Source organism: Cupriavidus sp. Met-2, assembly GCF_049843575.1.
Lineage (GTDB): Bacteria > Pseudomonadota > Gammaproteobacteria > Burkholderiales > Burkholderiaceae > Cupriavidus > Cupriavidus metallidurans.
Window position 1 is genome coordinate 682,424 of the sequence record NZ_JBBHZL010000002.1, and the last position, 7,343, is coordinate 689,766.

6 protein-coding genes and 2 pseudogenes are annotated in these 7,343 nt (G+C 57.4%); 2 read left to right on the forward strand and 6 right to left on the reverse strand.

Going from position 1 to position 7,343, the window contains the following annotated elements; translation table 11 throughout:
• Window positions 1-408 (reverse strand): ketosteroid isomerase-related protein, encoded by a 408-nt coding sequence (locus WD006_RS08400; RefSeq protein ID WP_017514126.1) that lies wholly within the window; start codon window positions 406-408, stop codon window positions 1-3.
• A gap of 166 nt (window positions 409-574) precedes the next feature.
• On the opposite strand from WD006_RS08400, the pseudogene WD006_RS08405 reads away from it, so the two are divergent.
• Window positions 575-1,468, forward strand: a pseudogene (locus WD006_RS08405) (LysR family transcriptional regulator).
• Window positions 1,469-1,618: 150 nt separating this feature from the next.
• On the opposite strand, the gene WD006_RS08410 reads toward WD006_RS08405, so the two are convergent.
• Window positions 1,619-2,551, reverse strand: coding sequence for a helicase-related protein (locus WD006_RS08410; protein ID WP_286962390.1), 933 nt, complete (start codon window positions 2,549-2,551; stop codon window positions 1,619-1,621).
• 59 nt (window positions 2,552-2,610) lie between these two features.
• Window positions 2,611-3,432 (reverse strand): CmcJ/NvfI family oxidoreductase, encoded by an 822-nt coding sequence (locus WD006_RS08415; protein WP_024569584.1) that lies wholly within the window; start codon window positions 3,430-3,432, stop codon window positions 2,611-2,613.
• A 106-nt stretch (window positions 3,433-3,538) separates the two neighbouring features.
• On the opposite strand from WD006_RS08415, the gene WD006_RS08420 reads away from it, so the two are divergent.
• Complete coding sequence (locus WD006_RS08420; protein WP_017513125.1) at window positions 3,539-3,661, forward strand: hypothetical protein; 123 nt, start codon at window positions 3,539-3,541, stop codon at window positions 3,659-3,661.
• Between the two features lie 146 nt (window positions 3,662-3,807).
• On the opposite strand, the pseudogene WD006_RS08425 reads toward WD006_RS08420, so the two are convergent.
• The 3 genes and pseudogenes from WD006_RS08425 to WD006_RS08435 form a co-directional block, all read right to left on the reverse strand.
• Window positions 3,808-4,266 (reverse strand): annotated as a pseudogene (locus tag WD006_RS08425) (IS5-like element ISPre1 family transposase); the annotation flags it as partial.
• 72 nt (window positions 4,267-4,338) lie between these two features.
• Window positions 4,339-5,742, reverse strand: coding sequence for a group II intron reverse transcriptase/maturase (ltrA, locus tag WD006_RS08430; RefSeq protein WP_231582313.1), 1,404 nt, complete (start codon window positions 5,740-5,742; stop codon window positions 4,339-4,341).
• Between the two features lie 790 nt (window positions 5,743-6,532).
• Window positions 6,533-7,343 (reverse strand): reverse transcriptase domain-containing protein (locus tag WD006_RS08435; RefSeq protein ID WP_425648195.1); only part of this gene is annotated, 811 nt, incomplete at its 5' end.

Below are 7,343 nucleotides of genomic sequence, written 5' to 3' on the forward strand. Positions count from 1 at the left end.
TCAGGCGTCCCCTCCAACCTGTGCGATCCAGTCGCCGAGGTTGTAGTAGTTGGTGACACGAGCGATCTTGCCATCGCGGATCTCGAAGAACGCGCCGCCCGGCAGCACGTAGCGCTGGCCCTGGGCTTCCGGCAGCCCGTCGTCCGTCACCTTGTATTCGCCATGCACCACGTACTCCGCGCCTGCACGCAGGCCGTCGGCGCTGACCATCACCACGATCCCGCGCAGTTGCTCGCCATAGCAGCGGTCCATGCGCTGCAGGAAGGCGCGGAAGGCTTCGCGACCGACCTCACGAGCGCCCTGGTTCAAGTCGTGCGCGACGTCATCGGTCAACATTGACAGCATGGCCTCGCGGTCGCCGCGGTTGAAGGCGTCGTAGTAGGCAGTGATGAGAGTCGCAGCGTTCATTCGCGTTCCTTGTTGGGTTGTTCGGAGCGGAGCATTCCGGGGTGTTGTCAGTCTGGGCAACCGCGCTCTCCTTGTATATGGAATTGTTGCGATTTTATAATTCCACAATCTGGAACAATTAACGAGCAGCGAAACCGGCCATGAGGCGTGCGTCATGAACAAAGAAATGGAACTACTGCGCATCTTTCGGGTGGCGGCCGAAAGCAGCAGTTTTCGCGATGCGGCCGTCCGGCTGGGGACTTCTCCGCAAGGTGTAACCCGTGCCATCCAGCAACTGGAGCAACACTACGGCGAGGTGTTGTTTCATCGAAGCACGCGCCAGGTGCGCATCACCGCCTTCGGCGAAGGGCTGCTAGACCAAGTGCGCCCCGCATTGGAGCGGTTCGAGGATCTGTGGCGAACGCCTAGCTCCGACCAGCAGGCCTCTCTGTCCGGCACGGTTCGCATCACCGCACCGCACAGCTTGGGCACCAGAGCGGTGCTACCGGCACTGGAGCGCGTGGCCGCGCGTCATCCCGGCATCACGCTGGATGTGCGCCTGTCCGATCGCATCAGCAATACGGTTGACGAAGGGATTGACGTCGGGATCAGGGTCGGATTCATGCGCGATAGCCGCTTCGTCGCACGCAAGGCCGCCGACATGAGACTCCCCATCGTTGCCGCTCCGCGCCTGATCAAGAAAGTGGGCGTACCTGCAAACATCGATGCGCTAAGCAGCCTGCCAGTTACCGTGGCCTTGGATATCAATACCGGCCGCCCCTAGCCTTGGCACTTCAAGGCGGGACGCCAGTGGACACCTACCGCACCCACTCTCGTCGCTGACAATGCCGACATCGAAATGGGGGCAGCGTTGGCCGGAATCGCCTTCGCGCAACTGGCGGACTACATGGCTGCCCCCTACATTGCCAACGGGAAGCTGGTGCGAGTGCTGGAGAACGAAGAACCTCCGGCATGGGGGTTGTACGTCTATCGGCCTCAGCGTGGCCCCATTCCAGGACGGGTTCGAGCGGTATTTGATGAAATGCTGCTCGCCGTGGGATCGTTGCCAGCTTTGCCCTGACTCCTCGCAAGACGCTGTAGGGCACACATCTTGGAAAGCGGGGCACTGAGCCTCGGCGGCTCACCCCTCCGGTTGAATGATGAGCCGACCGTCTGCCCGCTTGCCCCAGATGCAGATCGGTCGGCCATGCAACCCAATGCCGGCGAACGATTAGATGTAAATGAATTGCCGGTACAACCCATCCAACTGACGACGAATGTCTTCGACGCGCTGCTCGTCACCGGTATCGGTAAATTCGAGTAGCTGCTGTTCCTTGGCAGTGATCTGATCGCAAAGGTCGGACAAGTTCTCGCAGAAAGCCTCGGAATGAACGGTGGGCTCCTCCGTATTCGTCTCTTCCCCTGCTAGTTTTCGCACAGACGAGGCTGGAGAAATCCCATTTTCCTCGTTAAAGGCAATTTGAAGCTGCCTGCGCCTATTGGTCTCATCGATCGCCTGCTTCATCGCCGGCGTCACCGCGTCGGCGTACAAGATCGCCTTGCCGTTTTCATTCCGAGCGACTCGACCGATCATCTGAATGAGCGCATGGGCCGAACGCAAGAACCCTGCACGGTCTGCATCGAGAATGGCAACCAATGATGCCTCTGGAATATCCAGCCCTTCGCGCAAAAGACTAATCCCAATCAAAACATCGAACTCTCCTGCGCGCAGGCCATTGATGATCTCAACACGATCCTCCGCTTTTATGTCCGAATGCATGTAGCGCGCTCGAATCCCGTTGTCCGTCAAGAAATCCGTTAGCTCTTCTGCACTGACCTTCGTCAGCGTAGTCACAAGCACTCGATTCTTTCTCTTCACGCACTTCGATATTTCGGCAAGCAGGTCATCTATGTATCCATCCGCTTTCCGCACTTCAACCTTGGGGTCAAGCAGTCCCGTTGGCCTGATAACCTGTTCGACAACCCTGCCTTTCGACACCCTCAGCTCGTAGTCGCCCGGAGTAGCGGAAACAAAGATGGTCTGAGGCTTGACCTTCTCGAACTCGTCAAAGTTCAATGGCCGGTTGTTCTTCGATGAAGGCAAACGGAACCCGTAATCGATCAGCGTGTCCCTAGAGAGCGACATCGGTTTGGCATCACCCACACCGTAGCCGAGGGCTCTGCAGTCATGGGTGGATCAGCTATCCGCCAGGTGGCAAAAACTTAATCAAAGAAGGCCAGGGTGCGAACTTCGATACTCTCGCGCGGTGGGGCTCCCGGCGGCGTATTTGGGTCCCGGAAGGCGGTATGGGGCGTGAAGCGGGCTCGGCCGTCGTGACGCGAGTCATACCCCTTGATCAGCAAGACTTCGTCACGGAGCATGTCCGGAAAATAGTACCAGCGCTGGTGCGGATTGTAGGCCAGGTGGTAGATCTCACCGATACGATCCGGATAGACCAGGTCGGTGGCCAGCAGGTCATTGGGGTCGAGCGTCGAGGCGTCCAGCACGGCCAGCGGCGAGCGCTTAACGGGCCCGCTCATCGGGCGCCAGAGGTTGATCTGGGCCACCGGCACCGCTGCCAGTGTGGCGGCCTGATCCATGCCCAGCGCGTCGCGGATACGTTCAGGCCCCGAGTGCTCTGTGTAGTCATTATGCACACGGCTGGCTGGGCCGCGAACATCCCGCCCCTCGGCGTCGCTGCGCCTGGTGTGGTCGAAGATGATGACCCGGCTCGCGCCCGTCAACTCCTTGATCAAGGCCTTGACCTCTTCATAGTAGACGTTTTCCACTGAGGTATCGTCGTAGAGGTCGTCGACCACCGTATCCCGCCGATGGAATTCGAACCCCTGCTTGTCCAGAGAAAGGCTGTCTGCCAACGGACGACCGCTGTGTATCGTGACCTCGCGCTCCTCCTGCTCGGCAAAGTAATGCGGTTCACTGTCGCCGGTCAGAGCCTCGGTATGCACATAGGGCTTCGCATCGTGCTTGACCAGGTAGGTGAGTGTCGTGATGACACTGGCGGGCATATCGGTTGTGCATTTCAAGTAACACCTCCCGGTCTGCTGACCGCATCCGGCGTGGTGTCACCGTGGCGGCGCTGTAGCTTGCATGTAGACTCTCGATTGTATGCCTTCGAACGGACACTTTCAAATGCTCCCCGAGGTGCATGGTCCCCGACCGGTAGAAAAGGACATCTCTCAACTCGGCACCGACGACCAGCTTGACCAGGACTGGCGCGTCGGACTCCAGGCCCGCGCCCAGGGCGACTACTAGGGATGGTCTGAAGTAGTTGTGTATTTCTGGCTGACTTCAGCCCCTGCCGATTTTAAAAGCGGCAAATCGATCAAAAACGCTCAGATCACCCGCCTATTTCTGTGTTTTTAGCCGCCGCGAGCACCTCGCGGCAGCCATTTCCCACATTACAGGCGCACCTCTCCTGCATTCGCCAGTAAATGTCGGCGCGCCATCCACAGGTTCGACAGCGCGAACAGCGTCACCAGTTGCGCCGTGTTCTTCGCCAGACCACGGAAGCGCACCTTCACATAACCGAACTGGCGCTTGATCACCCGGAACGGATGCTCGACCTTGGCTCGTACCTGAGCCTTGGCCTTCTCAATCTTGCGCTTGGCTTTGTACAAAGCACTGCGCTTATCAAGCTTCTTGTAAGTACTACGGCGGGCGGCGATCTGCCAGATGACCTCCCGGCCTTCATGTTCAGGGCGTTTCTCGACGCCGGTGTAACCCGCGTCGGCACCGACCATGTTCTCATCGCCGTGCAGCAGCTTATCGACCTGGGTGACATCGGCCACGTTGGCCGCCGTGCCCACCACGCTGTGCACCAAGCCCGACTCATCATCGACACCGATGTGCGCCTTCAGTCGGGTAAAGCAGGAGTGTTACCACTCCTGCCTCCCCTAAGAACCGTACTTGAGAGTCACCCCTCATACGGCTCAAGCCTTCCAGCAGCCTGAGTGAGACCGGGCTACCTGACAATGCGCTCTTCGGCGCTCAAGGTAAGACGTCCATGCCGGATCGAACGGGTTCGCTGCACTGCATATTTTGATATGCCGAACAATCGAAACACTGGCTGCGGCAAAAAGCCAAGCGGGTTGACTCATGCCACGTACTTTTTCCTTGCTGGCGAAAATCCAGTGCCGTTGACCCACTACACGAAAGTATCGTTGTTTTACCCAATGGGCACTTTTCATGGCATGCCGGCGGACAGCCCAGCGCCATAACACTCGCCAAATCTGATGGTCGATCCACGCGAAACGCTTGGCAGCGACAACATGACGATGATACATGGCCCACCCCCGGATTACCGGGTTCAGGACCTGAATCAGGTTTGCTTGCATCGCCGCCTTGTTTCCGTTTGTGATTTCCCGGACCTTATCCAGAAGCGCTTTCACACTCTTGCGAGCCGGAGTGATGAGTAGCTTGCCAGCGTACTTACGTACGTTCTGGCCCAGAAAATCGAAGCCTTGCGAGATATGCGTGATGTGAGTCTTTTCATCAGAGAGTTCCAAGCCTCGCTCTTTCAGGAATGCCTCAATTGCAGGTCGAACCTGACTTTGCAGGATAGCCTTCGAAGTTCCCGTGATGATGAAGTCATCGGCATATCTTACGACGTGTATCTTGAATGGCTGTCGCTTTCGGTTCGTCGAAGCCACGCTTGTGTGGACAACATGTTCCAGCCCATCCAACGTCCAATTCGCAAGTATCGGGGAGATGATTCCCCCTTGCGGGGTTCCTGCCTCCGTTGCGAACAAGGCTCCCTGATCGACATACCCGGCTCGAAGCCACTTACGCAGAACCGCTTTATCCATGGGTACGTTGGCGAGCAGCCAATCGTGGCTGATATTGTCAAAACAGCCTCGAATGTCGCCCTCAAGTACCCATTGCGCCGAACTGCGTTTCGCCAGTGCATTGAAGCAATGTGCGATTGCATCGGCCGTGGATCGCTGCGGCCGAAATCCATACGAATTTGGATCCGCACGCGTTTCTGCAACCGGCTCAAGTGCCAGTTTCCACAGTGCCTGCATTGCGCGATCCCGCATCGTTGGAATTCCCAGCGGGCGCTTCTTGCCATTGCTTTTGGGTATGTAGATACGTCTCAGCGGTTGAGGGCAATAGCCCCGATGCTGTAACGCTTTCACTCCCTTCGATTTGGCCACAGGGGTTGACCAGATCTTGCCATCAACTCCCGGTGTTCTCTTGCCTCTATTCTCCGTCACTCGCTTAACGGCCAACATCTTGCCGCGGTACGAGCGAGTCAGCAGCCGCTGCAAGGCTTGCACCTTGCCCCATCTGCCTTCTCGTGTTGCCTTGGCGATACGTACCTGGAGTCGTTTCACTTGCGATTCGATTTGGCACCAGGATAGGGGCCAGACCGACTCGAAGTTCGAAGATGCACCAGTGCCCGCCGGTGCTTGTGCATGGGATGTGAGCACTACCATCTGCTTTCCTCCGTACAACGATTGATCAGGTTGTTTCGCCATGGAAGACCTTGTGGAAGTCTGCTCGCTTTCGCGCCAGATGATCTTTCAACCTGTATTCGCCCCATTACAGGGCGACCTTCGCTTTTTCCACATTCCTTTACCCGCAGCACCAACAGCTTGCTTTACAGCTCACCTGCCGAAACCGGCAGCGCTACGGGCTTACCCTGTTCCACATGGATTTCCGAACGGGTCGGGCTCCTCGATTTCGCCGGCGGCACCACATCCACGAGGGGGTATCGGTAAGACCCCCTGCCTGTCCGCTTACCTTTTGGTTCAAGCCTGTCAGCATCTTTGGCTTGGCTATTTTGACGACGTTTATATGAGGTTCACGTGTGTTAGCCGTACCCGTTCATCCCTAGCACCTCTCCGCCTTGATGCTGGCAGATTCAGTCTGGCCTCACGGTTCGACCTACCGAAAATCGGCGGTTACATTGTCCCCAGGGCTTCAGACCCAGCTGTTACCGGCCGCGCCTGTCTGGGTAGGGAACGAGTGGTGGAACAATCGGTTCCGTCGGGCGTTAACCTGCGGAACAGAAACCCATGCGACTTTCAGGTCGCACTGCCGAAGTGGTGAGTCGGCCACAGGAACTGCCCCCGTAGCCGCTCGCAGAACCGTACGTGACACTCTCGCGTCATACGGCTCCCGTTATCCAACCTGTTGCTCGGTTACTTGCCAGTGATAAAACAGTCGAGGGGCAGCCGTCTGCACCGTGTCCAACCATTGAGATATGCGCCGCTTGCGCCCGTGAAGTATTTTGTACTTACGACCGGCCCAACGCTTGAGTGCGCTATCGATATGTCGAAAGATGCCAAGCATGGCCGTCCGATAGAACGCGCCATAATACTGCCACCAACCTTGTATCACTGGGTTGTAAAGCCGAGCCACAGCAGCCAGCGTCACGTGAGTTTGGCGGTTGACCCGCCACTCGCGCACTGCTCGCCGCATCCGCTTCAACGCTTGCGCACTGACTCCCGGCAGGAAGCTGGTGAAAAGGTTGTTCTGTTGGCCGATTGCCTTCCTGGGTCTAAAAGTGAAACCAAGGAAGGTAAAGCTCACATGCGGATACTCCGCGCGTCGATTGCTGTCCTTGCAGTACACGATTTTCGATTTCTCGGGATGCATCGTGAGACCACAAACTGCTAGACGTGAAGCGATTGAACGCATCACGTGTTCTGCCTGCCTCTCGCTACGACAATGCACTACCGCATCATCGGCGTACCGGGCAAAAGGACAGTTTGGGCTGTTTCGTTGCATCCAAGCGTCAAAGGTGTAATGCATGAACAGATTCATCAGCATGGGACTGATCACGCCGCCTTGCGGGGTGCCACGTTCGCGTTGAATGCGAACGCCATCTGCTGCCTCGAACGGAGCAACCAGCCATCGTTCGATGTACAGCAGTATCCAGTCCTCTTTGATATGGGTTCGCACCGCTTTCATCAGCAGTTCATGATCAATG